Source organism: Novosphingobium sp. G106 (assembly GCF_019075875.1).
Classification (GTDB): domain Bacteria; phylum Pseudomonadota; class Alphaproteobacteria; order Sphingomonadales; family Sphingomonadaceae; genus Novosphingobium.
In genome coordinates this window covers 5,513,077-5,538,793 of the sequence record NZ_JAHOOZ010000001.1, presented here as the reverse complement: position 1 = coordinate 5,538,793, position 25,717 = coordinate 5,513,077, and the positions used below count along the sequence as shown (strand labels likewise).

General features: G+C 65.6%; 22 protein-coding genes. 11 read left to right on the top strand and 11 right to left on the bottom strand.

The features are described 5' to 3' along the window. Nucleotides 1-82: 82 nt before the first annotated feature. The 5 genes from KRR38_RS26955 to KRR38_RS26935 all read left to right on the top strand — a co-directional run bounded on the left by KRR38_RS26955 (nt 83) and on the right by KRR38_RS26935 (nt 5,602). Complete coding sequence (locus KRR38_RS26955) at nt 83-1,282, top strand: MaoC family dehydratase N-terminal domain-containing protein (RefSeq protein WP_217406486.1); 1,200 nt, start codon at nt 83-85, stop codon at nt 1,280-1,282. Between the two features lie 138 nt (nt 1,283-1,420). After that, on the top strand, nt 1,421-2,566 hold the full coding sequence (locus tag KRR38_RS26950) for a CoA transferase (protein ID WP_217406485.1): 1,146 nt from the start codon (nt 1,421-1,423) through the stop codon (nt 2,564-2,566). Between the two features lies 1 nt (nt 2,567). After that, a complete protein-coding gene (locus tag KRR38_RS26945; protein WP_217406484.1) occupies nt 2,568-3,761 on the top strand; it encodes a CaiB/BaiF CoA-transferase family protein in 1,194 nt (397 codons plus the stop codon). Between the two features lie 34 nt (nt 3,762-3,795). Beyond that, nucleotides 3,796-4,677 carry an NAD(P)-dependent oxidoreductase gene (locus tag KRR38_RS26940; protein WP_217406483.1) on the top strand — a complete coding sequence of 294 codons (882 nt, stop codon included), beginning with the start codon at nt 3,796-3,798 and terminating at the stop codon, nt 4,675-4,677. Nucleotides 4,678-4,681: 4 nt separating this feature from the next. Next, nucleotides 4,682-5,602: an SMP-30/gluconolactonase/LRE family protein gene (locus KRR38_RS26935; protein WP_217406482.1), complete on the top strand. Its 921-nt coding sequence runs from the start codon at nt 4,682-4,684 to the stop codon at nt 5,600-5,602. 6 nt (nt 5,603-5,608) lie between these two features. On the opposite strand, the gene KRR38_RS26930 is transcribed toward KRR38_RS26935, so the two are convergent. Both KRR38_RS26930 and KRR38_RS26925 read right to left on the bottom strand, forming a co-directional pair. Next, nucleotides 5,609-5,914, bottom strand: a complete 306-nt coding sequence (locus KRR38_RS26930; RefSeq protein WP_254514992.1) for a dodecin — start codon at nt 5,912-5,914, stop codon at nt 5,609-5,611. After that, nucleotides 5,911-6,327 (bottom strand): UrcA family protein, encoded by a 417-nt coding sequence (locus tag KRR38_RS26925; RefSeq protein ID WP_217406481.1) that lies wholly within the window; start codon nt 6,325-6,327, stop codon nt 5,911-5,913. The genes KRR38_RS26930 and KRR38_RS26925 overlap by 4 nt, the downstream gene beginning before the upstream one ends. Nucleotides 6,328-6,507: 180 nt before the next feature. On the opposite strand from KRR38_RS26925, the gene KRR38_RS26920 reads away from it, so the two are divergent. The 3 genes from KRR38_RS26920 to KRR38_RS26910 are packed head-to-tail and all read left to right on the top strand — an operon-like array spanning nt 6,508 to nt 8,832. Beyond that, nucleotides 6,508-7,152, top strand: a complete 645-nt coding sequence (locus tag KRR38_RS26920; RefSeq protein WP_217406480.1) for a PepSY-associated TM helix domain-containing protein — start codon at nt 6,508-6,510, stop codon at nt 7,150-7,152. After that, nucleotides 7,149-8,126, top strand: coding sequence for an FAD:protein FMN transferase (locus KRR38_RS26915; RefSeq protein ID WP_254514991.1), 978 nt, complete (start codon nt 7,149-7,151; stop codon nt 8,124-8,126). Before KRR38_RS26920 ends, KRR38_RS26915 begins: the two co-directional genes overlap by 4 nt. 22 nt (nt 8,127-8,148) lie before the next feature. Next, a complete protein-coding gene (locus KRR38_RS26910) occupies nt 8,149-8,832 on the top strand; it encodes a hypothetical protein (RefSeq protein WP_217406479.1) in 684 nt (227 codons plus the stop codon). A 63-nt stretch (nt 8,833-8,895) separates the two neighbouring features. On the opposite strand, the gene KRR38_RS26905 is transcribed toward KRR38_RS26910, so the two are convergent. The 7 genes from KRR38_RS26905 to KRR38_RS26875 all read right to left on the bottom strand — a co-directional run bounded on the left by KRR38_RS26905 (nt 8,896) and on the right by KRR38_RS26875 (nt 18,828). After that, nucleotides 8,896-10,233 carry an efflux transporter outer membrane subunit gene (locus KRR38_RS26905; protein ID WP_309141211.1) on the bottom strand — a complete coding sequence of 446 codons (1,338 nt, stop codon included), beginning with the start codon at nt 10,231-10,233 and terminating at the stop codon, nt 8,896-8,898. A gap of 94 nt (nt 10,234-10,327) precedes the next feature. Then, a complete protein-coding gene (locus KRR38_RS26900; protein WP_217406478.1) occupies nt 10,328-13,525 on the bottom strand; it encodes an efflux RND transporter permease subunit in 3,198 nt (1,065 codons plus the stop codon). A gap of 6 nt (nt 13,526-13,531) precedes the next feature. After that, the gene (locus KRR38_RS26895; protein WP_217406477.1) at nt 13,532-14,740 is read right to left on the bottom strand and encodes an efflux RND transporter periplasmic adaptor subunit; all 1,209 of its coding nucleotides are present in this window, start codon (nt 14,738-14,740) and stop codon (nt 13,532-13,534) included. Nucleotides 14,741-14,865: 125 nt separating this feature from the next. Continuing rightward, complete coding sequence (locus KRR38_RS26890; protein WP_254514990.1) at nt 14,866-15,549, bottom strand: TadE/TadG family type IV pilus assembly protein; 684 nt, start codon at nt 15,547-15,549, stop codon at nt 14,866-14,868. Beyond that, on the bottom strand, nt 15,543-16,142 hold the full coding sequence (locus KRR38_RS26885) for a TadE/TadG family type IV pilus assembly protein (RefSeq protein WP_217406476.1): 600 nt from the start codon (nt 16,140-16,142) through the stop codon (nt 15,543-15,545). Before KRR38_RS26885 ends, KRR38_RS26890 begins: the two co-directional genes overlap by 7 nt. Continuing rightward, complete coding sequence (locus KRR38_RS26880) at nt 16,139-18,019, bottom strand: TadE/TadG family type IV pilus assembly protein (RefSeq protein WP_217406475.1); 1,881 nt, start codon at nt 18,017-18,019, stop codon at nt 16,139-16,141. Before KRR38_RS26880 ends, KRR38_RS26885 begins: the two co-directional genes overlap by 4 nt. 134 nt (nt 18,020-18,153) lie before the next feature. Then, nucleotides 18,154-18,828, bottom strand: coding sequence for a PilZ domain-containing protein (locus KRR38_RS26875; RefSeq protein WP_217406474.1), 675 nt, complete (start codon nt 18,826-18,828; stop codon nt 18,154-18,156). 138 nt (nt 18,829-18,966) lie between these two features. On the opposite strand from KRR38_RS26875, the gene KRR38_RS26870 reads away from it, so the two are divergent. From KRR38_RS26870 to KRR38_RS26860, 3 genes are all read left to right on the top strand, one after another. Next, nucleotides 18,967-19,656 (top strand): hypothetical protein, encoded by a 690-nt coding sequence (locus KRR38_RS26870; protein ID WP_217406473.1) that lies wholly within the window; start codon nt 18,967-18,969, stop codon nt 19,654-19,656. Between the two features lie 157 nt (nt 19,657-19,813). Continuing rightward, entirely contained in the window at nt 19,814-21,037 is a 1,224-nt protein-coding gene (locus tag KRR38_RS26865) for a thiolase family protein (protein ID WP_217406472.1), read from the top strand. Continuing rightward, nucleotides 21,018-21,464 carry a Zn-ribbon domain-containing OB-fold protein gene (locus tag KRR38_RS26860; protein ID WP_217406471.1) on the top strand — a complete coding sequence of 149 codons (447 nt, stop codon included), beginning with the start codon at nt 21,018-21,020 and terminating at the stop codon, nt 21,462-21,464. Before KRR38_RS26865 ends, KRR38_RS26860 begins: the two co-directional genes overlap by 20 nt. A gap of 59 nt (nt 21,465-21,523) precedes the next feature. Here KRR38_RS26860 and KRR38_RS26855 read toward each other — a convergent pair whose 3' ends face one another. Both KRR38_RS26855 and KRR38_RS26850 read right to left on the bottom strand, forming a co-directional pair. Further along, nucleotides 21,524-23,959, bottom strand: coding sequence for a TonB-dependent receptor (locus KRR38_RS26855; RefSeq protein ID WP_254514989.1), 2,436 nt, complete (start codon nt 23,957-23,959; stop codon nt 21,524-21,526). Between the two features lie 238 nt (nt 23,960-24,197). Next, nucleotides 24,198-25,598, bottom strand: a complete 1,401-nt coding sequence (locus tag KRR38_RS26850; protein ID WP_217406469.1) for an MFS transporter — start codon at nt 25,596-25,598, stop codon at nt 24,198-24,200. Between the last annotated feature and the right edge of the window lie 119 nt (nt 25,599-25,717).

The window sequence follows — 25,717 nt, the reverse complement described above, 5'->3', positions numbered from 1 at the left end:
TCAAGATAATGCATTATGCACCAACTGCGATTCCCTACCCTCGCATCGGCGCCCATTCGATGCGCCACATCAGGAGCACACGATGAGCACCGAAACCGACATCGGCCACGCCGCGGCCGAAGGAAAGATCACCCCCGAGGCGATCAAGGCGGCCGAGAACATGATCGGCATGCAACTGCGCCCCGAGGGCCCCTATTTGCAGGACGCGACCGAGGACACGATCCGCAACTTCTGCAACGGCATCGGTGATCTGAACCCGCTCTACCGCGATCTCGAAGTCGGCCGCCTGACGCGCCACGGCTCGATGCTCGCGCACCCGAACTTCCCGATGGCCTTCGGCTGGGTCGGCCGCACGCGCTGGGGCCTGCCGGGCGTCCACGGCTTTTATGCCGGCAACGACTGGGAAATCTTCCGCCAGATCCGTCCGGGCGACCGCATCACCGCGATCGAGCGCGTCGTCGGCGTCGACGTCAAGGAAAGCCAGTTCTCGGGCACGCTCGTGCTCCAGTACGTCGAGGCGAGCTATTACAACCAGCGCGGCGAACTCGTCAGCCGCGCTCTCGGCACCTGCACCCGCCACGAGCGCAAGGCCGCGCGCGAGGCAGGCAAGTATGCCGACATCAAGACGCATGAGTACACCGCCGAGGAATTCGAGCACATCGACAACGCGATCCTCGACGAAGAGAAGAACATCCGCGGCGGCAACGTCCGCTATTTCGAGGAAGTCAACGAAGGCGACGTGCTGCCCGAGATCGTCCGCGGCCCGCTGAGCCTGATGGACACGATGGGCTTCCTCGTCGGCTGCGGCCGCGGCCACACCCACGGCGTGATCTTCAAGAACGCGGTCAAGCACCCGGGCCACTTCTTCCGCAACCCCGAAGCCGGCGGCGGCATCGAGTACACGGGCATCGGCCATCACCGCGAGTCCACGGCCAAGGAAGTGGGCGTCCCCGGCGTTTACGACTACGGCCCACAGCGTTCGGCCTGGATGGCTTCGCTCGTCACCAACTGGATGGGCGACGCGGGCTTCCTCAAGCGCATCCGCACCCGCATGAGCCGCTTCAACACGATGGGCGACTGCACCTGGGCGCGCGGCACCGTGACGCGCAAGTACAAGAAGGACGGCTACGCGCTCGTCGACATCGAGATCAAGGGCGAGAACCAGCGCGGCGAACTGACCACGCCGGGCCTGGCAACCGTGATCCTGCCGTCGCTCGATCCGCAGACGAAGGTGTTCGTCGACGGTTCGGGGCTGGATCTCGAACTGCCAGTGGTGCGCTGATCGGCTCGCCGGACGGCGCCGCCCCCTCCCGCTTGCGGGAGGGGCCGGGGGTGGGCCTGTCGATCCGGCGCCCTGTCTTGCCGCACTTGCCCACCCCTAACCCCTCCCGCAAGCGGGAGGGGGATTGGCTGATCATCGATGACTGAATCCAACGCCCCACTCACCGGCCTGCGCATCATCCTCACCGCGCGCGGTGTCGCTGCGGCCTATGCCGGGCGGCTGCTCGGCACGATGGGCGCCGAGGTGATCCTGGTCGAGCCGCCACAAGGCACTCCGCTGCGCCGCCAGCCGCCGTTCCTCACGGACGAGGTCTCCGCGCTGTTCGCCTATCTCGCTGCCGGTTTCCGCAGCCGCGTCTGTGAGCTCGATACCGAGCATGGCCGCGCAACCCTGACCGCACTGCTGAGCGAAGCGGATATTCTGATTGATGACACACCGCTCAGCGAACGCCCCGCGCTGGGTCTCGACGAAGCGGGCGTGGTGCAGCGCCATCCCGACCTGATCCATGTCTCGGTTCTGCCCTTCGGCGCCTATGGCGCCAAGGCCGAATGGAAGGGCGAGGACATCCAGGTCCAGCACGCCTCGGGCGAAGGCTATCTTCTGCCCAACGGGCTCGCGGTCGAGATGTTTCCCGACCGCGCGCCGCTCAAGGTCCACGGTCATTTCGGCTCGATGCAGGGCGGCATAGCCACTGCGCTCGGTGCGCTCGCCGCGCTCTGGGTGCGGCCCGAGGCGGGCGGCCAGTTCGTCGATATTGCCAGCCAGGATGCGACACTTGCGGTCGGCGCTTTCGCGATCCAACGGCTCGGCGATGGATCGATCGAGCACCGCGTCGAACGCTCGTTCCGCTATGGCGGGGTGATCCCCTGCGCCGACGGCTATGTTGAACTGCTGACGCTCGAGCAGCGGCAGTGGCACGGGCTGGTCAAGCTGCTCGGCGAGCCCGAATGGGCGCTCGATCCGGCGCTCGAAGACTCGCTCGAACGCAGCCGCCAGGGTCCGATGATCAACCAGCACATCCGCGCATGGGCAGCGGTCCGCAAGGTCGAGGACATCGTACGCGAGGGCCAGGCGCTGTCGGTGCCGCTGGCGAAATACTACACCCCCGCCGAAGTCGTGCGCGATCCGCACGAGAAGGTGCGCGGGCTGTTCCAGCCGATCGAGACCGGCGCCGGGGTGTTCGACATGCTGGTCTCGCCGTTCCAGTTCGACGGCGCGGCGCTGCGGCTCGAAAGCGGTCCGCCGGCGCTCGGCGAATATGATCTCGCACGAGCGGAGGCCTGACATGAAACCGCTCCACGGCATCCGCATCGCCGATTTCACCGTGCACAACGCCGGGCCGTTCTGCACGCATCTGCTGTCGCAGCTCGGCGCCGAGGTCATCAAGGTCGAGAGCGCGATGCGCCCCGACGCCTTCCGCAAGCCGCACCCGGTCTATGGCCGGATGGGCCCGGCGACCTTCGACCAGGTCGCCTCGACCAAGCTGTCGGTGCGGATCAACCTGAAGAAGCCCGAGGGCGTGGCGCTGGCCAAGCGGCTGGTCGCGGTATCCGACATCGCGGCCGAGAGCTTCCGCCCCGGCGTGATCGGCCGGCTCGGCCTCGGCTTCGAGGATCTGCAGGCGGTCAAGCAGGACATCATCATGCTCTGCGTTTCCTCCTCGGGGCAGAGCGGACCCGACAAGCACTTCGCCGGTTATGCGCCGCTGTTCGGCGCCTGGGGCGGGCTCGGCGAGATGACCGGCTATGCGGATGGCCCACCGGTCGAGATGCGGCACGTCATGGATCACACGGTGGGTATGAATAGCGCGGTCGCGGTGATGGCCGCGCTCCAGCGTCGCCGCGCGACAGGCCGGGGGGGACTGGTCGACGTCTCGGCGCGCGAAGTGGCAAGCTCGCTGCTCGGCGAAGCGCTGCTACTCGCCGCGGCCGGGCAGGAACCGCACCGCATCGGCAACGACCACCTCGCCATGGCCCCCCACGGCGTCTATCCGGCGCAGGGCGAGGACCGCTGGGTCTCGATCGCCGTCGCCACCGACGAAGAGTGGCAGGCGCTGGCGAGCATCATCGACGAACCCGGCCTCGCCGGCGATCCGCGCTTTGCCAAGTCGACCGACCGCCATGCCAACCGCGCCGTGCTAGAGCCGATCCTCTCGGCCTGGACCACGACACTGCCCGCCGACGATATTGCCGAAATGCTCCAGGACGCCGGCATCGCCGCCCACGCCTCGTGGACCACGCCCGAGATCGCCGCCGACCCGCACCTGCGCGCGCGCGGCGCGATCTGCGAAGTGCAGGAGCCCGACGGCAAGCACCGCGCAGCGGTCGGCGTGCCGATGCGGCTCTCGAAGGGCGCCGAGATCGGCATCCATCGCGGCACCCCCAAGCTCGGCGAGGACGAGGACTACGTCTACGGCGAGCTGCTGGGCCTGGGACGCGACGAGCGGACGGCGCTGGAAGAGGCCGAAGTCATCTACTGATCGCGCCAGGGAAGCGCGGAGAGGATAACAGGACATGAGTGACGACACCCCCACCCTCGGCTTTATCGGCCTCGGCGTCATGGGCGGACCGATGAGCCGCAACGTCGTGCGCAAGCATGCGGGCAAGGTCCATGCTTTCGACATGAGCGAGGCCGCGTTGCAGGAGACGGTCGACCTGGGTGCAATCGCCGCCAGCTCGGTCGCCGAGGTCGCGCAGAATGCCGACGTGATCTTCCTCTCGCTGCCCGGCGGCAAGCAGGTCGCTGCCGTCTGTGCCGACATCGCTGCCAACGGCAAGCCGGGGACGATCGTCGCCGACATGTCGACCACCGGCGTCGCAGATGCCCGCCAGGTCGCCGCCGCCCTCGCCGAAGCCGGCATGCTGTTCGCCGACGCGCCGGTCGCCCGCACCCGACAGGCGGCGCAGGACGGCACGCTGTCGATCACCGTCGGCGCCAGTGACGATCTGTTCGCGCGGATCGCCCCGCTGCTCGGCTACATGGGCAGCGACGTCACCCATTGCGGCGACGTCGGCTGCGGCCAGGTGGTCAAGCTGATCAACAATACCTTGCTGTTCGAGAACGTCGCCGCAATCGCCGAGATGATGGTCGTCGCCGAGCGCGCCGGCGTAGCCCCGGCCAAGCTGGTGGAAGCCGTGGGCCTCGGCTCGGGCAACTCTTTCGCGCTGCAGAATCACGGGCTCAAGGCCATGGTCCCGCGCCAGTTCCCCGAGAAGGCCTTCCCTTCGCCCTATGTGCTCAAGGACCTCGGCTATGCGATCGAGCTGGCCGGCGAAATGGGCGTCGAGCCGCGCATGGCGAACCGTGCGGCGCAATATTACAAGCAGGCGGTGGACGAAGGGCTTGGCGACAAATACTTCCCGGCCATCATCGAACTGATCGGGAAGAAGGGTTAAGCGCATGAAATTGCAGGCACGCGAGATCACCAACGGCCTCCGCTTTCCCGAAGGCCCGATCGTCATGCCCGACGGTTCGGTGCTGGTGGTCGAGATCGAGGGCGCGCGGCTCGTGCGCTGCCAGCTGGACGGCCGCCGCGAAGTCGTCGCCGAACTCGGCGGCGGACCGAACGGCGCGGCGCTGGGGCCGAACAACTGCGTCTACGTCTGCAACAACGGCGGCTTCAACTGGGTGTACGAGGAAGACGGCTACACCCGCCCGCACGGCAAGGCCGATAACTACCACAACGCCGGCATCCAGCGCGTCGACCTGTCCTCGGGCGCGGTGCAGATGCTTTACACGCACTGCGGCGACATCGCGATCACCGGCCCCAACGACATCGTGTTCGACGGCAAGGGCGGCTTCTACTTCACCGACCACGGCAAGAGCTACGACCGGCTGATGGACCGCGGCGCGATTTTCTACGCGGCCGAGGACGGCTCGTTCATCCGCGAGGTCGCGTTTCCGATGATCACGCCTAATGGCGTCGGCCTCTCGCCCGACGGCAATGTGCTCTATGCCTCGGAGACCGAGACGGGGCGCGTCTGGGCGTGGCCGATCCTCTCACCGGGCCAAGTGCAGAAGGAGCCCTGGCCCTCGCCCGCCGGCGGCCGCTTCATCGGCGGGCCGACCGGCTACCAGCGCTTCGATTCGATGGCGATCGAGGCCAACGGCAACATTTGCGTCGCGTCGCTGGTCGCCGCGGGCATCAGCGTATTCTCGCCCGAAGGCGGCCTCCTGGAGTTCCACGAGGCGCCCGAGCCTTATTGCACGAACATTGCCTTCGGCGGGCCGGACATGAAGACCGCCTACATCACCCTGTCGGGCTACGGCACGCTGGTCGCAGTCGATTGGCCGCGGCCGGGGCTTAAGCTCGCCTACTGAGGTGCGTTATTCGAGGGTGAAGCCGATCTTCAGCGTCACCTGGTGGATCACGGTTTCGCCGTCGATATAGCCGCGCTGGCCGACGACCTCGAACCAGCGGATGTTGCGCAAGGACTGCCTGGCGCGCGCCAGAGCCGCCTTGACCGCCGCGTCATGGCTGTCGTGCGACGTGCCGACGATTTCGGTGAGCTTGTAGACATGTTCCGTCATCGCATCCTCCACCGTTTTTGGGAGGACATGATACGCCTGATCGGCATTTTCCCGCAGCGAAAACCCCTCCCGCATGGGGCGGGAGGGGGTGACGAACTTCAATCGCCGTAGAGCGCCGCACGCTCGACGGCATCGCGGACCTGCGCCTGGGCCATGTTCACCGCATTGCTGCGGCATTCGCGCGGCGTATCGAGGGCGTTGTCCATCGGATAGTGCTGGTCGAGGAAGCTGCAGGCCTCATCGGCAGCAGCCGCAACGCGCAGGTCGAGTTCGCGGCGGCCCGCGCGGGTGTTGAGATTGAGGTCGCGCGTATAGACCACGCTATCGGTCTCGACCACGCGGATCGGCGCGCCGGTCGAGGTGCGGCCCTCGTGGCGCATGCGCGGCGCAGTGACGGTGATCGAAGGATCGTCCGAGTAATAGCCGGCCCCCGAATAGTCAGGTTGGGCCATGGCCGGAGCGAGCGGCAGCGTAGCTGCGAGGGCGAGGGCACCGGCGATCATCAAGCGGGACATAAGAAGGTCCTTTCGGTTCTCTGTCCCCACTCCCGCATGACGAACCACGCGATGCCCCCAAGGTTCCGTTTTCTGCGGGGATCGGAGCCCTCACTGCGGCGTTCCGTGTTGTAAATGCGAATCGTTCGCGATATGCGGCTTGTCGATTCGACCCTCAAAGTGCAGGAAACCGCGGCGCCGATGCCCGACCCGACGCCGAACGCTAACCCGCGAGCCAAGAGCCGTAAGTCCTACTGGCTGCGCATGGCGATCACCGTCCACTGGATGAGCTCGGCGATCAGCCTGATCGGGCTGCTGCTGTTCGCGGCTACCGGCTTCACGCTCAACCACGCTGCGGACATCGAGGCGAAGCCCGTAACCACCGAGCACGCGGCGCACCTGCCTGTCCCGTTGCTGCCGCTGATCGCGCCGGACGACAAGCCCGACAGCAAGAAACCGCTGCCGCCCAAGCTCGCCGAATGGGTCGGCAAGGAATTCAAGGTCAGGACCGACGTTCCGGCCGAATGGTCGATCGACGCGGTCTACCTGCCCTTGCCGCGCCCAGGCGGCGACGCCTGGGTCTCGCTCGACCGTGCCACCGGCGAAGTCACCAGCGAGGACACGGATCGCGGCTGGGTCTCCTACCTCAACGACCTCCACAAGGGCCGCAACGCGGGCAAGGCTTGGGCCTGGTTCATCGACGTGTTCGCCGCGGCCTGCCTGGTCTTCGCACTGACCGGGCTCGTGCTGCTTTGGCTGCACGCCGCCAAGCGCACGATCACATGGCCGCTGGTCGGCGCGGGGCTAGTCATACCGGCGCTGCTGGCGATCATCTTCATTCATTGAACGCCGGCGCGCCCCGCATCGCCATCCCGCCGACGCTTTCGCCGGCGGCTTTCGCAGGCCGTGACCAGACGGGCCGCATCGTCACGCTGTCGGGCGAAACGATGGGCACCCGCTGGAGCCTGTCCGCGGTCTCGCCACCCGAAGGCACGGCGCAGGTCGTGCAGGCCGCGCTCGACCGCGTCGTTGCGCAGATGAGCCAGTGGGAGCCAGAATCCGATATATCGCGCTTCAATCGGAATGCACCCGGCCAGTGGCAGCCGATCCCGCCCGAGTTTGCACGCGTTCTCAAAGCTGCGCTGGAAGTGGCTGAACGGAGCGGCGGCGCCTTCGATCCGGCGCTGGGCGGTGCCGCCGATCTCTGGGGCTTCGGCCCTTCCCCCGCGCCCGCCGATGCCCCCGGCCACAATGCGACGAAGGCCGCGGTGGGCGGGCATATCGAGTTCGACGGCCCCGGCCTGCGCGCGCGGCGGCTGGGAGCGGCGCAACTGGATTTCTCGGGCATCGCCAAGGGCTTCGGCGCCGACCTGGCCGCCGAGCGCCTGCTGGCAAGCGGCGCCCGTCACTTCCTGCTCGAAGTCGGCGGCGAACTGCGCGGGCATGGGGTCAAGCCCGAGGGCCAGCCCTGGTGGGTCGATATCGAGCGCCCGCCCGGCTTGACCGTCGCCCCGCTGCGTGTGGCGCTGCACGAACTTTCGGTGGCGACCTCGGGCGACTACCGCCGCTGGCTCGACGCGGACGGCGAGCGCCATCCCCACACGCTCGATCCGCGCAGCGGGCGCCCGGTGGCCAACGGCGTCCGCTCGGTGACCGTGCTCCACGCGAGCTGCATGGAAGCCGACGCCTGGGCCACGGCACTGACCGTGCTCGGCCCGGCCGAGGGCATGGCCCTGGCCGATGCGCAAGGTCTGGCGGTGCAGATGATAGCGGGCGAAGAGGAATTCTTGTCCCCTGCGTTGATGGCGATGCTGGATTAGCCGGCCGCAGCGCAATGCCGCTTTGTCGGAAGGCCGCCGCCCCGGTGCCTGGCCGAACCGCCGCTTCCGGCATCGCCGTGGATGTGAAGTGCTTGACACAGCAATGCGTGCGGCAGTTGATGCACCGGAAAACCTATTGGGAGGCTTCAACATGAACGCACCTGCGAAAATTGTCGGCGCGCAGCGGCTGAACCACGTCGAGTTTGTCCATCGTCCCGGCGAACGCTCACTTGTGCACGCACTCTTCGACCTGCTCGGTTTCGAGACGATGGAGACCAATGGCGGCCGCTACGTCATGGGCATCATCGAGGCCGGGGATTCGGGCGCAGACAATTTCATTGCCGGCCGCGAGGTGCGCGGCGAGCAATGGGCCTTCGATCAGGAACTGGCAGCCGCGCTGACGCAGGAACCCTTGGCGACCAGCCTCAACGGATATCGGCAAATGCTGCTCTCCAAGCCACAGGACGGCATGCATTTCGGCATTCGCGTCGATACGGCCGCGCAATGGGAGAATATCGTCGCACGGCTCGAAGCCGTCGGACGCGATGCACCCGAACTTGCCGGACGCGTGAGACTCGAGCGCGCCTTCCGGCCCGGCGATCCCGATCACGAGTTTTCGCTGTGGCAGGCCTTTGTGTGGACAGACGTGATTTCCACGGGCTCGCTCGCTTTTGGTCAACAGATCGAGCTGCAGACTACGGACTAAACCTGTTGGTGATCAGACGCCGTTTCCGCATCGGCGGACTCAGCCTTGGCAATGACCTGAGCACTAAGGCTGCGCCGTCACCTTCGGCGCATCGGTGAACGCATCCCCGCCGAGCGAGCGATAGAGCGCGATCAGGTTGCTCGCGCGCAGTTGCTGCGTGTTCGCCAGCGTACGTTCGGCGGAGTAGAGCGACTGGCGCGCGGTCAGGTCGTTCAGGTAGGAGTCGATCCCGCCGCGGTAGCGCAGGTCGGCGAGATGGAGGTTGTCCGCCGCCGCCTCGCGGCCCGCCTGGGTCGCTCTGAGTTGCGCGTCGATCGTGCCGCGACGGGCGAGCGTATCGGCGACGTCGGCGAAGGCGCTCTGGACCGACTTGCGATAGGCGGCGAGCGCGGCATCGCGCTGCGCCTTGCTCTGCGCTACCCCGGCCTGCGCAGCGCCGCCGCTGAAGATCGAATAGGAGGCGTTGCCGCCCGCCTGCCAGATGAAGTTGCCGCCCTTGAACAGCGCGTCCAGCGCGTCCGAGGCGAAGCCGAGCAGGCCGGTCAGCGTAATCTTGGGGAACAGCTCGGCGCGCGCCGCGCCGATCTCGGCATTGGCTGCCTTGAGCTGGTATTCGGCCTCGATCACGTCAGGACGGCGCAGCAGGATCATCGAATCGAGCCCGGCGGGCACCTCGCGCAGTTGTGCGCCGGCGTCTTCGACCGTGGCGGGCAGCATGGCGGGATCGACCGGGGCCCCCACCAGGAGCTGCAGGGCGTTGACGTCCTGCGCGACCTGCGTCGTCTGGCTGGCGACATCGGCCTCGGCCGTGTGGAGGATGATCTGCGCCTGGCGCAGGTCGCTGCGCGGCGCCACGCCGCCGTCGAGCCGGCGCTGGGTGAGCCGCACGCTGTCGCGCGCCGAATCGGCCGTGTTCCGGGCGATCTGCAGCAGGCTGTTGTCGAGCCCGTAGGCGACCCAGGCCTCGGCCACGTCGGACACCAGCGTCAGCCGGGTGGCGCGCGCGGCCGACTCGCTCGCCAGATAGCGATCGCGCGCCGCCCCGGTCAGCGAGCGGATACGGCCGAAGATGTCGAGTTCCCAGCTCGCCACCGTCGCCTGCGCGTTCAAAGAGTCACGCTCGCCGCTGCCGCTACCGACGGCATTGCCGTTCGTGACGGTCGCGCCCTTCGAGCGGCGATAGCTGCCCGTGGCATCGAGCTGGGGAGCAGCTCTGCGCGCTGGATACGATACTGCGCGCGCGCAGTCTCGATATTGGCGATGGCCGCCTTGACGTCCTGGTTGTTGGCCAGGGCCTGGTCGATCACCGCACGCAGCCGCGGGTCGGCGAAGACGTCGCGGTAGGAATAGGACGGCAGCGCCGCCTCGCTCTGCTTGAGATAGGCGTCGCCCACAGGCCAGGTCTGCGGCACAGGCAGAGCCGGCGTCGCATACTTGGGCGCCATCGTGCAGGCCGAAAGCGCCGCGACGCCCGCCATCAGAACAAGCGCCCGCCTCATACCAGCGGCTCCTCTTCGGGCGTCGGCCCGGTGGGTGTCGGCGTGGGGTGATAGTGATCGTGCAGCTTCTTCATGCCGTCGCGCACGCCGCGGCGGACCAGCACGAAGAACAGCGGGATGAAGAACACCGCGAGCATCGTCGCGGTGAGCATGCCGCCGATCACCGCGGTGCCGATGGCGATGCGGCTGTTCGCGCCCGCCCCGCTGGCAATCGCCAGCGGCAGCACGCCGAAGATGAACGAGCAGCTCGTCATCAGGATCGGACGCAAGCGGATGCGCGCGGCGGTCAATGCCGCATCGATGATGCGCGCACCTTTGCGCTCTTCCTGTTCGGCGAACTCGATCATCAGAATCGCGTTCTTGGCGGCCAGGCCCATCGTCGTGAGCAGGCCGATCTGCAGGTAGACGTCGTTCTGCAACCCGCGCAGCGTCACCGCGAAGACCGCGCCGATCAGACCGAGGGGAATGACGAGCAGCACGGCGACCGGGATCGACCAGCTCTCGTAGAGCGCGGCCAGGCACAGGAAGACGACCACCAGCGAGATCGCGTAGAGGTAGGGCGCCTGCCCCGAGGACAGCCGTTCCTGATAGGAGGCACCCGACCAGGCGACCGATACACCCGGATACTTGGCGGCGATGGCGCTGAAGATGTTCATCGCTTCGCCCGAGCTGGTGCCGGGCGCCGCCTCGCCGTTGAACTCGAAATTGGAGATGCCGTTGAAGCGGCTGGTCGAGGTCGGCGCCGTGCTCCAGCCGATCGTCGAGAAGGACGAGAACGGCGACATCAGCCCGTTCGCGCTGCGCACCTGCCATTGCGAGATATCCTCGGGCCGCGCGCGGAACGGCGCGTCGCCCTGGACATAGACCCGCTTGACGCGGCCGCGGTCGTTGAAGTCGTTGACGTAGGTTCCGCCCCAGGCGGTCGACAGCGTCGTATTCACCGCGTTCTGCGTCAGGCCCAGCGCGGAAAGCTTCTCGGTATCGGTGTTGACCTGCAGCGTCGGCTGGTCGGGCAGGCTGCTGAGGCGGACGTTGGCCAGCCGGGATTCGGCGCGCGCGTCGGCCAGGATCTGCGCCTGCACGTTATTGAACTCCTCGCGCGACATCGCCGCCGAATTGAGCAATTCGGCGGTGAAGCCGGTGGACTGGCCGAGGCCGCGCACTGCCGGCGGAACCGTGGCGTAGAACTCGACGTCGCGCAGGCTCGACAAGGCCTTGGTCGCGCGCCGCGAGATGGCTTCGGCGGTGTTCTCCTTGCCCGGACGCTTATCCCAGTCGACGAAAGAGATGAAGCCGCGGCCGGTGTTCTGGCCGCCGCCGCCGGGGCCGCCACCGCCGCCCGCGACGGTCTGCAGCGAATCGATATTCGCCTTCTCGTGCTTGAGGAAATAGTCGGTGACCGCGTTCTGCGCGTTGACCGTCCGCTCGAAAGTCGCGCCCGCGGGCAGGTTGAACTGCAGCGACGTCATGCCCTGGTCCTCGTTGGGGAGGAAGCCGGTGGGCAGGCGCAGGAACAGGATGGCGAGCAGCACGACGATCAGGCCGTAGATGATCAGGAAGCGTTTCTTGTGATCGACGACATAGATGGTCTTGCCCTGGTGCCATTCGACCAAGCGGTTGAAATGGCGATCGAACCATTCGCGCATCTTGAAGCTGTTGCGGCCGACGAAGCTATCGTGATCCTCGTCTTCGTGGCGCTTGAGCAAGGTAGCCGTCAGCGCCGGGCTGAGGATCAGCGCGACACCGACCGAAAGCACCATCGCCGAAACGATCGTCAGCGAGAACTGGCGATAGATCACGCCGGTCGATCCGCCGAAGAAGGCCATCGGCAGGAACACGGCCGAGAGCACGAGCGCGATCGCCACCAGCGCGACCGAGATCTCTTTCATCGATTCGACCGTCGCCTCGCGCGGGGTCATGCCGGGATTTTCCTGCATGAGCCGCTCGACGTTCTCGACCACGACGATGGCATCGTCGACCAGCAGGCCGATCGCCAGCACCATGCCGAACAAGGTCAGCGTGTTGATGCTGAACCCGGCGACCGAGAACACGGCCAGCGTCCCCAGCAGCACCACGGGCACGGCGATGGCCGGGATCAGCGTGGCGCGCCAGCTTTGCAGGAAGACGAACATGACGATGACGACGAGGACGACGGCCTCTGCCAGGGTAATCGCCACGTCGACCAGCGACTTCTTGATGAAGATCGTCGAGTCCTGCGGATAGGCGATTGCGTAGCCCGGCGGGAAGTTCTTCGCCTGCTCGGAAAGCTCAGTCTTCACCCGCTCGGCCGTGGTCAACGCGTCGGCGCCTGGCGACAGGCTGATCGCCATGCCCGCGGCCGGAGCGTCGCCGAGCAGGCCGGCGATGCCGTAGCTTTCCGCGCCCAGCTCGATCCGGGCAACGTCGTGCAGGTGCACGAGCGAACCGTCGGGCTGCGACTTGACGACGATGTTGGCGAATTGCGCCGGCGTCTGCAGCCGCGACTGCGCGGTTACCGTAGCGTCGAGCATCTGCCCGGGCGGGCTCGGCACTGCGCCGACCTCACCGGCCGCCACTTCGGCGTTCTGCGCGGTGATCGCCGCGGTAATGTCGCTCGGCATCAGCGCATAGCTGGTCAGCTTGTTGGGATCGAGCCAGATGCGCATGGCATACTGCGAACCGAAGACGTTGAGATCGCCCACGCCTTCGATGCGGCCGATCTGGTCCTGCAGGTTCGAGACCATGTAGTCGGCGATCTCGATCGATGTGTTCTTCTTGTTCTTGTCGTAGATCGCCACCACCAGCAGCGAGTCCGGGTTGGACTTGGTGATCGTAAGGCCCTGCTGCTGGACCTGCTGCGGCAGGCGGCTGATGCCCTGCTGGACCTTGTTCTGCACCTGGACCTGGGCGATGTCGGGGTTAGTGCCCTTCTCGAAGGTCGCTGTGATGCTGACGCGGCCGCGCGATGACGAGGTCGAGCTGAAATAGAGCAGGCCGTCGATGCCGGTCAGCTGCTGTTCGATCACCTGAGTGACGCTGGTCTCGAGCACTTTTGCCGAAGCGCCAGGATAAGACGCGCGGATATTGACCTGCGGTGGAGCGATGTCGGGATACTGCTCGATCGGCAGCGAAAAGGCGCTCAGCAGGCCGAGCAGCATCGTCATGATGGCGATGACCCAGGCGAAGATCGGCCGGCCGATGAAAACCTGAGACATCCGGTGTCAGCCCGCCTTGCCCTGGGTTTCGCCGTGTTTCCCGCTTTTGCCTGTGTGCGGTGCCTGCGAGGCGCTCTCGGGCACCGCCTTGATCGGCTGGTTGGGCCTGATCTTGCCGAGCCCCTGCGTGATTACGCGGTCGCCCTTCTTGATGCCCGAGGTGACGATCCAGGCGTCGCCCTGGGTTTGCTCGGTGGTGACCGGCCGGGCCTCAGCCTTGTTGCCGACGACCACATAGACCTGCGGATTGCCCTTGGAATCGCGGGTGACCGCAACCTGCGGGACGAGGAAGGCGCTGGCGACCTGAGCCTGGGCGAAGCGCGCGCGGACGAACATGCCCGGCAGCAGCACGCCTTGCGGATTGGCGAAGCGCGCGCGCAGGGTAACCGTGCCGGTCGACGGGTCGACGGTCACTTCGGAGAATTCGACCGTGCCGGGCAGATCGTAGTCGCTGCCGTCGTCGAGCTTCAGCCGCACTTCGGCGGTCATCGCCGAAACACCGCCCGAGGCGAGCTCACGGCGCAGCTTCAGCATGTCGCCCGAGCTTTGCTGGATATCGACATAGATCGGATCGAGCACCGAGATCACCGCCAGCGGATCGGCCTGGCCGGTCGTCACCAGCGCACCCTCGGTGAACAGCGATCGGCCGATGCGGCCGCTGATCGGCGCGGGGACCGTGGTGAAGCGCATGTTGATCTGCGCTGTGTTCAGCGCCGCGCGGTTCTGCGCCACGGCGGCATTGGCGGCGCGGGCGGCCGCGAGCGCGTCGGTATAGTCCTGCTGGGCGACCGCCTGCTCGGCGGCGAGCGGCTTGAAGCGGTTGGCCTTGGCCTGGGCGGCCTCGGCCTGGGCCTGGGCGCTCGACAGGTTGGCCGAAGCCTGGTCCGCGGCGGCGCGATAGATACTAGGGTCGATCTGGTAGAGCGGCTGTCCCTGCCGGACTACCGCGCCCTCGGTATAGAGCCGCTTGAGGATCACACCCGCGATCTGCGGCCGCACTTCGGCGGTGCGCAGCGCGTTGATGCGGCCGGGCAGCTCGGTGACGATCGGCACCGAGGTCGGCTGCATGACGCGGAAACCGACTTCTGGAGTGCCCTTGTTACGCTTGTCGTCAGCGGCTTTGCTGCACGCGCAAACGGCCAGGCACAGCAAAATCGCGGCAATTCTCTGTTTTGACGCAGAATTGCGCCGCGGCTGCGCTGAAATGTTTCGCATTTGCAACCAAATCCGGAACGGCTGACAAACTGTCAAGTATCAGTTTGTCGCGGCGCCCGAATGGGGACGTTTTTCCGGGGGTGGATACGGCCCCCCCGCGGAAGCGGCACCTGACTGGCTGGCTGTCAGGTGCAATCGGTGGTGTTAGCGATGCCGCGCGCCAGGTCACGACGGTCGCGCATCAGAAAGGCCGCTTCTTGCGAAATCACAGCGTTCTTGACGAACATGTTACCGAACAGCGACTTGTAGCTGTAAAACGCCTCGACGAACATCACCGCCTGCCCAGCGGGTGCCGAGACGTTGTTCTTGCCGAGGCCAGGAATCGCAGTGCCCGTGTTCCCGTAATTGAGCGGGCCGTAAGCCGAGGCACGGGCAAAATTGCCTTTGCAGCGTTGCCAATGGATATATTGAAGGCCGCCCGCGGTTTGCTCGAGGCTCGACAAGATCACCCGCCCGTTGGCCTGGAAGTTGATCGTCGTGCCTTGCTTCATCGCGCCCGACATGACCGAATTGACCATCGGGTCAAGAATCGTCGGCAAGACCGCGCTATTGTCGGTCTGGCCGAGACGAGCCGAATTGTCGGCCAGCGCCATGGCGATCTGGCTAACCTGCATGCTGGTCGCCGCCATGTTGGCGAGTTCGGCTCCATACATGCCGAGCGTCAGGAAGATCGGCATCGAAAAGGCAAACTCGATCAATGAATTGGCCGATTTATCGCGAACCAGTCGGCCGGATGTGACAGCGAGAAGCCCGGCGAAGCGACGCGCGCGGCTGCGCCAGCTCGCGGATGCGGCGGAAGTGATCAGCATGTCCCGGCACTCGATCCATAGCCCCGCTGGGTGGCGAAGGGCTGGTTCTTGCGTACCCCGTAGGCGACCATCGTTCGCGTCTCCGTGGTATTACCCAGGAGGTTCACCCTGAACACGGGCTTGTAGTTTACCGTGACGGTATAGAGCACAACATCGTTGGCGCCGCCGTTACCGCTTATGCCGACGTCGGCCTCCCAGTGGCCCGAGCGGTTTTCGTCGACATAAGGCTCACCCGCGTCGCAGGTGCCGTTGTTGTTGGTATCGGTGAATTTCTCCGCCCGGTTGACGTCGCTAAAATCGACATAGGCTGCACGAGTGCTGGTGAAGGTCGCTCCAGGCAGAATCGGCTTGATCGCATTCTGCACCATCAGGTCCGCCGCAGTGGTATCGGCCGTTTCCATTGCCGAACTGCGCGCCGCCTTCTCCACCGCGCCGCTAAGGATTGACCGGCCATAGGCCATCTGACCGATGTCGAAGATCCCCATCAGCAACAGGCAGAACACCGGCGCGACGATCGCGAACTCAATGGCGGCAAGGCCATCCTGTTCGGCGGCGAGCCGGAATAGTGTTGTGATTTCGGCTTTCTGCTTCATTGCGTGAGCCTCAGTTCACCGACCTGCTTGGCGATTTCCTGAAAAGCCGCGTTGAGCTGGGTCGGATTGTCGGCGTTGTAGTAGCTGTTGGCCGAAGCGCAGGTCGACAGGGTCGAGTTTGTTCCCGAGGTGAAAGAGATCGCCCAGACGCGGATGCCCTTGGCCTTGATCTCCTCGCAGATCGCCAGGAAGCGCGAGGTATGGCGGCTAGTATCCTGCGAATCCGAGCCGTCGCTGGTCACGCGCCGGTCATGCCATTCGAGACCCCAGGCCGATTGGGTGGTGGGACTGGGATCCATGATGCCGTCGGTCATGAAGATGATGTGCCGCGACACCTCACCGCCGTTGGTCGGCGCGACCTTGACGTTGGTCCCGAATATGCCGTCGGGCGAGCTCAAACGACCGCCCCATACCATGCCGATGTCGAGATAGGTGCTGCCTTCGGCCTTCAACTTGCCGGCATAGGTGTTGAACTCGTCCTGCGACATTTCCGCCAGCAACTGCGCGTCATACGGGCAAGAGCTAGACTGCGTACCATACGAAGTGGTCGTGCTGGTACTGTAGCTCCCGCCGCTGGTCCTGCGAAAGTAGGCGACTTCCGGCCACATCGGCGCCCACTTGCTGTTATCGTCCGTCGGTGCACTATCGATGTTCAGGTCGATAGCGGCGGCCGGTGTAATACCCGTAAGCGTAGAATAGGAGAAACTGGACGAGGCGCTTGTGCCGCGTTCTTCGATGCAGCCCTCCCAAGTGGACGACACCGAATCGCCATAGTCGCCGGTATTGGTCGTGACCGTCGCGAAGGTCTTGTAGGCGCTTACGTCGTATCCTGCAGCAAGCGTATAGTACTGCAGCACCCACTTTTGCGCGCTGTCGAGATCCTTGGTCTGATTATAATAGCTTCGGTAATAGACGCTCCCCGACTTGTAGCACGAGGTATAGACCCTGTGCGTCTGCGGTTGCCGGGTGGTCACCGTCCAGCTTCGCTTGCCGTAGTCCGGTGGCGAGCTGGGCGGTCCATCGATGATCGTGATGGGTAGTGTTGAGGAAGCGCCGTTGTTCGTCCAGGTGGTGCTCGTCAGCTCAGCATTGCAATTGCTCGAAGAGCTGTAGCTGACCGACGTATCGTTCTGACTTGAACCGTTGACGATGTTGTTGTCCGTCGTCGTAGCGCTGCCGCTAGTGACCGCCTTGCGCGTTGGCATGTTGGTCCGAGTATCTTTCAGATATGCCGGATTCGCGGCATAGAGCAGCTTACCGACGTTCACGGTCGTGCTATAGGGTACGAAGCCATAGCGAATGCGTGCGTTGGTGCCCGTCGTCGCGGTCTGCACAGTCGTGTAGAAGTTCTTCATTGCCTGCTGCAGCGCGGCCAATCTGGTAACACCGCCACCGGTATCGGTGGTCATCGAGCCCGTGGTGTCGAGCACCATGACGACGTCGCTGTTGCCCACGCCCATCGACGCCGTGCAGGTCACTGCCAAGTCGAACGCCTGGAATCCGAAGATCTTCATGACCGCCAGCTTGAGCGTGGTGCTGGCGGATGCGTTGATCGTCTGGCCATTGTCGGTCGACGTGGGTGTGAAGACCGTGTTCTCGGTCTCCATCGCGTTGTCGTTGAAATTGGTGTTGAAGAAGGCGCTGGCCTGGTCCTTGGCAGGCTGGTCGAAGCCCGAACTAAGCACTGCACGTCGGCCCGCGAGGGCGCCGGAGTCGCAGGCCGCCTGCAGCCGGTTCTGCGCGCGATAGGCGCGGCTCATGTCGATGCCGCCGCCGACGAGCGCGGCCGAGAGCAGCATGCCGACGGCCGCGATCGGCAGGACGTTGCCCGAGCGATCGCGCAGAAGAGTCAATAAGCCCCGTTTCGCCCCAGTCATCTTGCCGCCCCTGGCAATTCCCTCCGGTACAGAGGGCCCTGTGAGATTAGTTTAAATTGAGGAGGCTTAAGAAAAGGCTAATATCCGACCTTCCCGCCCGGTGCGGTCCACGAAAGCGCAGGGCTGCGCCGAAATCAGCCGTAGCGCGCAGCCGCCGCCGGTGCGGGGACCGTGGGGTCGGCGCCGAACGGCTGGAGCGCCAGGGCATAGTGCGCCAGCTCGTCGAGCTTGAAGCCCTGCTGCAGCACGAGGCCGTGGGTATAGCCGTTGCGCCAGCGCACGCAGCCGAAGCGCTGCGGCTGGCCTTCGACCCCGAGCCAGAGCTTCTGCTCGATCGCGAACTTGCGGCCCGCGTCGATCCGTGCGCCCTGCTGCGACAGGTCGAGCAGGACCGCCGGGGCGGCAACGCCGTCGACGACGACATCGGCCGGCAGCTTGAGGTTCAGACGGATCGGACGTCGCGGATAGGGGCTCGGCTCGGCGATGAAATGGTCGACGTCGATCTCGCAGGAGAAGCGGAAGCCGGCGTGGTCGTCGCGCGTCCAGACCCGCTCCATCGCATAGCGATCGCCATTGGCGAGCTCGAGGAACAGGTGCTGATCGGGTGGGGCCATATGAAACAGGCGAAGGCGGCAGCCCGTGGCCGATATGTCGCGAACGACGCAGACATATTCGCCGGTCTCGCAGAGCAGCTTGGCAGTGCGGAACATCAGCGACGAGCGCGGCGCGGCGCGCATGTCGGCACCGAAGCCGGCGCCAGACTCAGCTGGCGTACCGGGCTGCTCCGAAGCGTCCTGGGCCTGGGTCATGCTATTCCTTCTACCAAGTGCCATGGGCGACTAGTGCCTTTCTTGGTAAATCGAGTATGACTGGGGGCGCTTTAAAATCGGTTAATCGCTAAGTGCTACAAGATACGTGACCCGCATTTATTTCTTCGGAGTCCGAATATGTCGTTTCTGGTCTTCCAACTGATCTTCGCCGTCGTCGCGCTGGCACTCGTCGCGGTCGTGGTGCTGCTGGTGCGGCAATTCATGGCGAAACGCCGAGCGAGCGACGCCGGCGCGAGCGATGCCCATTCCCCCAGCACGGCCGAGCCGGCAGCGCCCAAGCTGCGCGTGCCCGGTCTTGGGAGGAAGGTTGCCGAGCCTGAGCCGGAACCCGCAGCCGATGCGCCGCAGCCCCCGCGCCGGCGGCAGCTGCATTCCTTCGCCGAAGCCGAGCGCACGGCCGCGGAAGCCGATGCGGTGGTGCTGCCCGTGCTGGAACCCGAAGCGCGCGCGGAGCCAGAGCCCGAGATCGAGCCGGTCCCCGAAGTCGCCATCGAACCAGTGGCCGAGCCCGAAGAAGCGCCCCAGACCGAGCTCGATGCCGAACACATGACCGACGAGGCGCTCGACTACAGCGAAGCCGTGCTTGGCCGGCTCGAGGAAGCTTTCGAAAGCCTTCAGGCCGGCGAGATCACCCTGCCCGCCTATCGCGAGCGGATCGAGGCCGAGCAGGCCGCGGTCCACGCCCGCATCGCCGCGCTGCAAGCCGCCGGCGAGAGCGCCGAACTCGATGCCGCGCTGGCGGCGCAGGAGTCGGTGCACTGGTGTCTCGATTGGGCCGAAGAACAAGCGAGCGCGCAGCAATCATAGAATAGCCATTGCCTCCTCCGCGGGGCTGGACCACAATCCGATCAAGCGTTTGGTGCGATGGGCGGCCGCGAGCCGGCTGGCCTGTTGTATCGACCGGATGTGGAACGGAAAAGCGAGAGGGGTATACCTGGAAATGGCCTCATATGGCGCGATAACAATGCCGCCGTCGGACCCCGCGCTCAGTCGCAAGGTCTCGATCGTCGGGGTCGGTGAAACCGACTTCGGCGCCGACTACCAGGCCGAGCGCAAGCGGCCCGAAGGCTGGGTGCCACCAACCGAGGAGAGTCTGCTCACCAACGCCTTCGAGCGCGCGCTGGCCGATAGCGGGCTGAGCCGCGAGGATATCGACGGGGTAACCTGTTCGTTTACCTACGGCGGCCCGCCGGCCGAGGAAGTGGCCAAGATGCTCGGCATCAAGGCGCGCTATGCCGAAGCCAACGGCAACATCATGGCGGGGCCCCTGCCCACAGCCTGCGCCGCGATCGCCGAGGGCAAGGCCGATTGCATCGCCATGGTATTCGCCGTCGCCTCGCGCAGCGCCGGGCGGCTGTTCGGCGGCATGACCCATTCGACCGGCGGCGTCCCCGATCCCGATGGCGAAGGCGGTGCGCCTGCATCGTACTATTACTTCCATCCCTGGGGTTGGAGCAGCCAGGCGGCGCACTGGGCGCTGATCTTTGCCCATTTCCAGTGGAAGTACGGCGTCGGCGAGGAAGACCTCTACCACGTCGCCGCGCAGGTCCGCCGCCACGCGATGGCGCGGGATAACGCAGTGATGCGCAAGGAGCTGACGCTCGAGGACTATCTGGCCTCGCGCTATATCGTCCGGCCGCTGCATCTGTTCGACATCTGCATCGTCAACGACGGCGCGGTCTGCCTGATCATCCGCCGTGCCGATCTGGCCAAGGGCCTCGCCCACGTGCCGGTCGACGTCGCCGGCTGGGGCTACTCGAAGATCAAGCAGAACAAGATGCATACCATGGTCCGCGAGCAGTTGCGCCCGCAGCTTCAGGCGGCAAGCACCGATGCCCTGGCTATGGCCGGGGTGACGCTCGACCAGATCCAGCATTTCGAGGGCTACGACGCCTCGTCGTTCCACCTGATCAACCAGGTCGAAGGCATCGGCTTCACCCCGCCGGGCACGGGCCTGGCCTTCTGCAAGGACGGGCAGATGACCGTGGGCGGGCGTATTCCGACCAACACCTCGGGCGGCAATCTCAGCCATGCTTACATGCAGGGCTGGAGCCAGGTGGTTCAGGCCGTGCGCCAGCTACGCGGCGAAGCCGGGCAGTACCAGGTGCCGGGTATCGAAGTCTCGATGACCAACCTCGCCCAGACCGACCAGACCCATCCCATCGTCTATGTCCGGGGAGACCGCTGATGGCCCAAGATACATCGGTCCAAAAAGACCAGACCGCACCCTCGGCGGCAACCACGACACCTTCTGGGACTGGTGCGGCAAAGGCGAGCTGCGGCTGCAGCGCTGCGGCAACTGCAACCACCTTCACTGGCCAGTGACCGTGCGCAAGTGCGAGTCCTGCGGCGAGCAAGCCTTCACCTGGGAACCGATGTCGGGCCGCGGCAAGGTGGTAAGCTGGACCACGTTCCAGCAGGACTATTACCGCGGCCTGATGGCCGTGCCCTACGACACGATCCTCGTCGAGCTGGACGAAGGCCCGCTGTTCATGAGCAACCCGCAAGGCTTCAGCTGGCAGGACCTGTCACCCGAGATGCCGGTCAAGCTCGCCTTCCTCGATGCCGAGGATTCGGCCGGCACCTTCAAGCTGCCGGTGTTCGAACGCGGCTGATCCCCAAAAGGAAACAGCCCCGGCTTTCGCCGGGGCTGTCATAGCCGGTTATCGCCGGATCAGTTGCCGAACCGGTACTTCACGCGCACGCCGTACATCCGCGGCGAGTTGAGGAAGAAGCTTTCGTAGCCCGAAGCCCAGCTATTGCCGACGGCGATCGGGAACTTCTCCTGCGTCAGGTTGGTCACGAAGAAGCTCAGATCGACGGGAAGCCCGCCGACCTTGTCCCAATTGATGTTGGCGTTGAGCAGGTTCGTCGACGGCAGCTTCTGGAACGGGATCGGCTCCAGCACGCCGAGCTGCGTGCTCGTATAGACATAGTTCACGCCGAGCGAGACGCGGCCGACCGACTCGTCGAGCGGCAGCGTGTAGGTCGCGCCCAGGGTCACGCGATGATTGGGGCTGAACGGCAGGTCCCCGCCCGTGCGGATCGCGATGACCGGCGGGTTGTAGGGGCTGGTCGCCGGGATCGTCGGAATGGCGATCTCCTGCAGCTCGGTGTTCAGATAGGTATAGGCGGCATCCAGCTTCAGGCTGTCGAACAGCGTCACCGAGGCATCGGCCTCGATACCCCAGAGCCGCGACTTACCGGCATTGATGATAGCACGGGCACCGGTGATGCCGCTGCCCGCCTTGCCGGTGAAGGTGATCGAGAGCTGCTGGTTGCTGAAGTCGTTATAGAACGCGGCGAAGTTGAAGTAGCCGCGCATCGAGCCCGACGAGAAGCTGGTCTTGCCGCCGATCTCGTAGGTATCGACCTTCTCGGGCTGCCAGAACTCTAGGCTGATGACGCTGGGGTCGACGCCGCCCTGGCGATAGCCGCGCGAGTACTTGGCATAGACCATCACGTCGGTGATCGGCTTGTATTCGAGATCGATCACCCAGGTCGGCTTCTCCGACTTGGTGACCAGCGGCCCGGAATCGCACTGCCGCGGGTTCAGGTCGCCGGGCCGCGGCGTGAAGCGCGGGTTCGAGCAGCTCGTCGCGGTGATCACGTTGGGCTGACCGAACAGCAGCGAAAGACGGCCGCCATGGCCTTCCATCCGGTCTATCGTGTAGCGCACACCCGCGGTGACCGCGAGTTGATCGGTCAGGTCATAGCTGCCCTGAGCATAGAGGCCGATGTTGCGGTTCTGGATCTGGTTGTAGATCAGCCCCAGGCCCGACAGCGCGGTCGACACGCCGGTGCATTTATAGGTGAACACGTCCGTGCAGTTGACGAAAGCGCCCGACAGCGTCGTGTCGCCCGAGCCGTTCGGTTTGGTCTGCTCGAAATAGGCGCCGACCTGGTACTTCAGGCGGTTGTCGCCGCTGTTGCCCTGGATCTGGAACTCTTCGGTGAAAGCGCTCTGGAAGTTCGAGAATGCGTGCGGGAAAGGCGCGGTCAGAGTCGTGCTGAGCGGCAGACCCGCGAGCGGTCCCGCGGTCTGCACCAGGAACTCGCCGCCGATGTTGCCGGCATAGCGCTCGCGGTACTCGCCGAAGCTCATGATGTTCTTGATCGTCAGCGTATCGCTGGCTTTCCAGGTCGTCGTGTTGATGACCTGCCACTGCTCGAGCAGGCTTTGCGGCGTCGCGAAGGAATTCTCGACGTCGTAATACCCGTCGCCGCGCGCGTTCTGGCGATCGATCTGGGCGCAGGCGAACGGCCCCGCGAAAACGCCGCGGCCAGTCCGCAGCGCCGGATTGCGCTCGCAGGCGCCGATCTTGAACATCGGGCCATTGGTGTCCGATCGGCTGTAGGACGCGATCGTGTAGTTCTCCAGGTCCGGCGTCAGCTCGGCCAGGATGCTGAGGCGCGCCGCGACATAATCGATGTCGGCGAAGTCCTTGGGACCGATGCCGCTCTTGTTGCGCAGGTAGCCGTCGCGCTTCTGCCGGTCGATGCCGAGGCGGACCTTGAAGGTATCGGCCAGCGGAATGTTGAGCACGCCCTGGGCGCGCAGCAGGTTATAGTTGCCGACCGAGCCTTCGACATAGCCTTCGAGGTCGCCCGTCGGGCGCTGCGGCACGAGCAGGATGGCGCCGCCCGTCGTGTTGCGGCCAAACAGGGTGCCCTGCGGGCCCTTGAGGACCTGGACGTTCTGCAGGTCGAAGAACGAACCCGGCCCCGCGCCGTTGCCGCCGCCGGTGCCCGAGTTGGCACGGATCGACACGACTTCGGCGAAGTAGACACCCACCGTCGGCGCGGTCTTACCGTCCTGGTTGAAGCCGCGGATCGTGAACGACGCCTTGTCCGAACCGAACCGCGAGTTGGCGGTCAGCGACGGCGTGTAGAAGGCCAGATCGGTGGCTGTGGTGATATTGCGATCGTCGAGCTGATCCTGGTTGAACACCGTGATCGAGATCGGCACGTCCTGCAGGCGTTCCTCGACGCGGCGGGCGGTGACGACGATGTCGCTCGCATCGCCGTCGCTCTGCGCGAGGGCCGGGGTCGACAGGACGACGCCCAGCGCCGTGGCAGCAAGACAGATTCTGCGTGTGCTCACTTTCATCATTCCCTCCCTGGCGTTCTGCCTTTTTCGGCAGACACGTTTCGACCAGTCGGGGACGTTGGAGTTGTGCGCACACTTCGGATGCGCGCAAAGAGGCACGCCTGAAAAAGCCGAAGATATACGATCCGCATCGCCCGCCGATCGACTACCATACTATCGCTGGGGCGATGCGCAGCAAGTGTTTGTTTGATTGGCGCACGCACCGATCGTCCAGCATGCCCCAGCTATCGTCCGGCAACTAGCGTTCGGAACGCCCCAATCCGAGCAAGACCAGGCAGCAGAGCCCGCTCACCGAGAACAGCGACGCCGCGACGATCGAGGGCACTTCGCCCGACCCGACACCGAAAGCGAGCAGACCGGCGGTCACCGTCGATCCGAGAACCTGGCCTGCCATCCGCGTCGTCTGGGTCAGCCCGCCCGCCGCGGCGGCGCGGGCCATGGGCGCGGCGAAGATGATCTGCCGCGCATTGGGCGCGAAGAAAGTGCCCGATCCGGCCGAAATCACCACCAGCCGCCACATGATGTCGAAATGGCTGGGCTTGTCGGGCAACCAGGCCAGCAGCACCATGCCGGCCACGCCCAGCAGGGTCCCGATCAGCCCGAGCAGGCCAGGCCGGAACCGGTCCGAAAGTATGCCGGAGATCGGCGCGAACAGGATCAGCGCCATCGGCCAGGCGGCATAGACCAGCCCGGCCTCGGTCGGCGAATAGCCGAACTGGTGCTGCAGGCGGAAAGGCAGCGTGATCATGATCGTCATCGTCGCCATCGAGCCCATCAGCCCCGCCACCGAAGAAAGCGCGATCTGCCGCTCGCGCAGCAGGTCGACCGGCAGCACGGGCGTATCCTGCTCGGCCTCGCGCCGGACGAAAGCCGTGCCGATGGCCAGCGCGGCGATCAGCAGCGCGCCGGTCAGAACCGGGGCGAAGCCGTGCACCGCGCCTTCGAGTCCGACCACTGCCAGCCCGAAAGTCGCGGCGCAGAGCAGCGCCGCCGTGACGTCGTAAGGCTGGTCACGCCGGATCGGATCGGGCAGCGCCTTGCCGCCCACCAATAGCGAGCCCAGACCCAGCGGCAGGCAGATGGCGAAGAGCCAGGGCCAGCGCGCGTGGCTCAGGATCAGCCCGCCGAGGCTCGGCGCCAGGGTCGAGGCCATGGTCGCCAGCATCGTGTTGAGCGCCATGCCGCGCCCCAGACGCGCCTGCGGATAGATCTGCCGGACCATCGCAGAAGAAACGCTCGACGTTGCCGCCGCGCCGAGCGCCTGGAGCGTGCGGATCACCAGCAGCGCCGGCAGGCTGTGCGCGACGAAGCAGAACAGCGTGGCGACGAGGTAGAGCATCTGGCCGTACTGGTAGAGCGTGCGGTGGCCGAGCCGGTCGCCGAGCGCCGAGAGCGGAAGCACGGTCATGATCAGCACGAGTTGATAGGCGGTGACGAGCAGGACCACGGCCGAGGGCGCGACGTGAAGTTCCTGCGCCAGGGTCGGCAGCGCGATGTTGAGGCTGCCGGTGTCGATGATCGAGATCATCGTGCCGAGCGAGACCGCGACGATGGCGGCATAGCGCCGCGGCGTCGGAACGCCGTCCGCGGCCATCAAGGCCGCAGCGGGACTTTCCTCCGCCGCACGGGTTGCCTGCATATCCTGCCCCAAATTTGTTGCCTTCGGCCTTGGGGCAAAAACGCCGCGGGCGTCAACGCTGCTGCGAGTGAACTGGACGATCGAGCGGGAACAATCCGCGTGCCGCATCATTGGCTAGG

Bases quoted from the DNA above. Each gene is read 5' to 3' on its own strand.
- KRR38_RS26945 (WP_217406484.1), top strand. From the start codon at position 2,568: ATGAAACCGCTCCACGGCATCCGCATCGCCGATTTCACCGTGCACAAC.
- KRR38_RS26875 (WP_217406474.1), bottom strand. From the start codon at position 18,828: ATGACCCAGGCCCAGGACGCTTCGGAGCAGCCCGGTACGCCAGCTGAG.
- KRR38_RS26940 (WP_217406483.1), top strand. From the start codon at position 3,796: ATGAGTGACGACACCCCCACCCTCGGCTTTATCGGCCTCGGCGTCATG.
- KRR38_RS26950 (WP_217406485.1), top strand. From the start codon at position 1,421: ATGACTGAATCCAACGCCCCACTCACCGGCCTGCGCATCATCCTCACC.
- KRR38_RS26955 (WP_217406486.1), top strand. From the start codon at position 83: ATGAGCACCGAAACCGACATCGGCCACGCCGCGGCCGAAGGAAAGATC.
- KRR38_RS26885 (WP_217406476.1), bottom strand. From the start codon at position 16,142: ATGAAGCAGAAAGCCGAAATCACAACACTATTCCGGCTCGCCGCCGAA.
- KRR38_RS26895 (WP_217406477.1), bottom strand. From the start codon at position 14,740: ATGCGAAACATTTCAGCGCAGCCGCGGCGCAATTCTGCGTCAAAACAG.
- KRR38_RS26870 (WP_217406473.1), top strand. From the start codon at position 18,967: ATGTCGTTTCTGGTCTTCCAACTGATCTTCGCCGTCGTCGCGCTGGCA.
- KRR38_RS26855 (WP_254514989.1), bottom strand. From the start codon at position 23,959: ATGAAAGTGAGCACACGCAGAATCTGTCTTGCTGCCACGGCGCTGGGC.
- KRR38_RS26865 (WP_217406472.1), top strand. From the start codon at position 19,814: ATGCCGCCGTCGGACCCCGCGCTCAGTCGCAAGGTCTCGATCGTCGGG.
- KRR38_RS26890 (WP_254514990.1), bottom strand. From the start codon at position 15,549: ATGCTGATCACTTCCGCCGCATCCGCGAGCTGGCGCAGCCGCGCGCGT.
- KRR38_RS26860 (WP_217406471.1), top strand. From the start codon at position 21,018: ATGTCCGGGGAGACCGCTGATGGCCCAAGATACATCGGTCCAAAAAGA.
- KRR38_RS26880 (WP_217406475.1), bottom strand. From the start codon at position 18,019: ATGACTGGGGCGAAACGGGGCTTATTGACTCTTCTGCGCGATCGCTCG.
- KRR38_RS26900 (WP_217406478.1), bottom strand. From the start codon at position 13,525: ATGTCTCAGGTTTTCATCGGCCGGCCGATCTTCGCCTGGGTCATCGCC.
- KRR38_RS26925 (WP_217406481.1), bottom strand. From the start codon at position 6,327: ATGTCCCGCTTGATGATCGCCGGTGCCCTCGCCCTCGCAGCTACGCTG.
- KRR38_RS26920 (WP_217406480.1), top strand. From the start codon at position 6,508: ATGCCCGACCCGACGCCGAACGCTAACCCGCGAGCCAAGAGCCGTAAG.
- KRR38_RS26935 (WP_217406482.1), top strand. From the start codon at position 4,682: ATGAAATTGCAGGCACGCGAGATCACCAACGGCCTCCGCTTTCCCGAA.
- KRR38_RS26850 (WP_217406469.1), bottom strand. From the start codon at position 25,598: ATGCAGGCAACCCGTGCGGCGGAGGAAAGTCCCGCTGCGGCCTTGATG.